Annotated in this window: 3 protein-coding genes; 2 read left to right on the forward strand and 1 reads right to left on the reverse strand. The window is 71.8% G+C overall.

Annotation, left to right across the window (positions count from 1 at the left end):
- Positions 1-1,020: lanthionine synthetase LanC family protein (locus GT354_RS51920; RefSeq protein ID WP_275942341.1), on the forward strand; the 1,020-nt coding region annotated here is incomplete at its 5' end.
- Between the two features lie 139 nt (positions 1,021-1,159).
- On the opposite strand, the gene GT354_RS51925 is transcribed toward GT354_RS51920, so the two are convergent.
- Complete coding sequence (locus GT354_RS51925) at positions 1,160-2,317, reverse strand: ROK family transcriptional regulator (RefSeq protein ID WP_237536295.1); 1,158 nt, start codon at positions 2,315-2,317, stop codon at positions 1,160-1,162.
- Between the two features lie 148 nt (positions 2,318-2,465).
- On the opposite strand from GT354_RS51925, the gene GT354_RS51930 reads away from it, so the two are divergent.
- Positions 2,466-2,653, forward strand: a 188-nt coding sequence (locus tag GT354_RS51930; RefSeq protein WP_161365504.1) for an ATP-binding cassette domain-containing protein, incomplete at its 3' end; no start/stop codon positions are given.

Below are 2,653 nucleotides of genomic sequence, written 5' to 3' on the forward strand. Positions count from 1 at the left end.
GCCGACGGCGCGGTGCGGGCGCTCGCGGCCATGGAGGACGGGGTGCCGACCACGCGGCTGGGCGCGTTCGACGGCGTGGGGTCGGCGGTGCGGACGTGGCTGGCGCTGTACGCGCTGTCGGGGCGGCGGGAGGAACTGGACCGGGCGATACGGCACGCCGAGCGCGCTGCGGGCCTGCTCGCGGCCGACACGATGTTGGACGTCACCGCCGGGGCGGCCGGGTTGATCGTGCCTGTGCTCCAGCTTGCGCAACGTACCGGTGACGCGGCCTGGTTCGACGTCGCGGACGCGGCGGCGCGGCACCTGGCCGATCGGGCCGTGGTCGACGGGGTCGGGGGTGGGGCCGGGGTGACGGCGTATTGGCCGACTCAGGTGTTCCCCCAGGGCATCGGCGGTTTCGCGCACGGGGCGGCGGGGATCGGATGGGCCCTCGCCCGGTTGGGGCACGCGGTGGGCGAGCAGCGCTGGTCGGACCTGGCCGACGCGGCGTTCGCGTTCCAGGAAACCCTGTACCGGCCCGAGGTGGGGAACTGGCTCGACCGGCGCGAGGCCGGTCAGGTGCTGTATCTCGACTCGTGGTGCCACGGCAGCACCGGAGTGGGGCTTGCCGCTTGGGATTTGTACGTCAGGACGGGATCGGCGGAGCAGCTGGATCGGGCGGTGCGGGCGGCCGCGGGGACGTGGCGTACGGGGTTCGGTTGGGACTACACGCTGTGCCACGGCGATTTGGGCTCGTGGGAGTTGGTCGACGCGGTGTTGCGCGGGGCGCCGGATGCGTTTCGGGGGGCGGTTGGCTCCGGCTCGGGGGTCGGTACCGGCGTGGAGGTGACCGGCGCGGGGTTGGACGCGGTCGTGTTGAGCGGGGTGGAGTCCTATGGGCCGCTGTCCGCGGGGGTCGCGCACAGCGCGACGGCGAGTCTGATGCCCGGGAGTTCGGGGGCGTTGTATCAGTTGTTGCGGATGCGACGGGTCGGGCGGGTGGAGGTGCCGCCCTCGTTGCTGTTGGTGGACGGGTCGTAGGCGGGTGGGCCGCGGTGGCGCCTTCGGTCGGTCGCAGCGCTTGGAGACCGGCGTTGCGCGGTGATCGAGGGGCGGCGTGCCCGGTCGCGGCCGGCACGCGGCGCGCGTGGTCGGCCGCGCTGCGGGCCGCGCGGTGGAGTCAGGAGCGAGGGGTGAGGGTCTCGTCCACCCAGTTGCTGGTGAGGACTTCGTCCAGGACCACGCTGCCGGCGCCCAGCATGCAGGCGTCCTGGCCGGTGACCGTGGTGGCGATTTCCAGGTCGCGGGTGGCCAGCGGGAGGCAGCGTTCGTAGATCGCGCCGCGGACGGCCGCGATGAAGGGTTCGGCCGCCGACAGGCCGCCGCCCAGGACGACCACGTCGGGGTTGAAGAAGTTGACCAGCGGGGTGAGCACTTGGCCGGCCAGGCGGCCGGCGTTGCGGACCAGGTTGGTGACCTCGGGGACGCCGTTGTTGACCAGTTCGACGAGTCGGCCGGTCGAGGAGACCTCTATCCCCTGCGCGCGCAGCGTGCGGCACAGCGCGGCGCCGCTGGCGTGTGCCTCCAGGCAGTCGGAGTGGCCGCACGAGCAGGTGACCCGCTGCGCGGCGTGCACGGGGACGTGGCTGATGTCGCCGGCCGCGCCCCGGCCGCGGTGCAGCCGGCCGGACGCGATGATGCCGCAGCCGATGCCGGTACCGGCCTTGACCGCCATCAGGTTGTCCCGCCCCGGCCAGCCGTAGCGGTGTTCGCCGACCGCCATCAGGTTGGCGTCGTTCTCCACCACCACGCGTACGCCCAGGAGTTCGGTCAGTCGTTCGCGGACCGGGTAGTCGTTCCAACCGGGCATCCGCGAGGGCGCGACCACTTTGGCCGACGCGGGGTCGACCGGTCCCGGCATGCCGACGCCGATGCCGAGCAGCGGCAGGTCGCTCACCTGGGCCTGACGCAGTGTCAGGCGTACGTGTCCGGCCAGGCGTTCGGTCACCGCCTCGGGTCCTTCGGCGATCTCGCCCGGGAGTTCGTGGGTGAGCAGGACCCGGCCGGCGAGGTCCATCACCGCCATCCGGACGTGGTGACTGCCCACGTCCGCGGCGACCACGACGCCGGCGCTCTCGTGCAGGCGTAGTTGGCGCGGGCGGCGCCCGCCTCGGGAGGCGCCCTCGCCGTCCTCGCGCAGGAGCCCCGCGTCTATCAGTTCCTCCACCCGCAGCGACACGCTCGACGGCGCCATCCCGCTGAGCCGGGCGAGTTCCGCGCGGGATCGGCCATGCCCCATGGCCACCAACCGGACCAGGTCTCCCGCGGTTCCACCCAACGTCCCACTCCCGTTCACGGCAGGCATGCGGAGGCACGCCAGTGACAGGAATAGCACAGCCCGTTATAACCATCAAGTCATTGACTTATTTTGATTTCGACCTCTAGTGTCACGGAAAACTTCGATTCCGAACAAAGATGGAGCGATGATGAGGCCCGTGCCTCCCTCTTCCGCCGGCACGACGCCCATGATCGAGGCCAGGAGCATCAACAAGTCGTTCGGGGCCGTCCGCGTGCTCACCGACGTGGACCTGGTCGTCGGCGCGGGCGAGGTGGTCGTGCTCATCGGCCCCTCCGGCGCCGGCAAATCGACGCTGTGCCGCTGCCTCAACCGGTT

The sequence above is a fragment of the Streptomyces sp. SID3343 genome (assembly GCF_009865215.1).
In the GTDB taxonomy this organism is placed as follows: domain Bacteria; phylum Actinomycetota; class Actinomycetes; order Streptomycetales; family Streptomycetaceae; genus Embleya.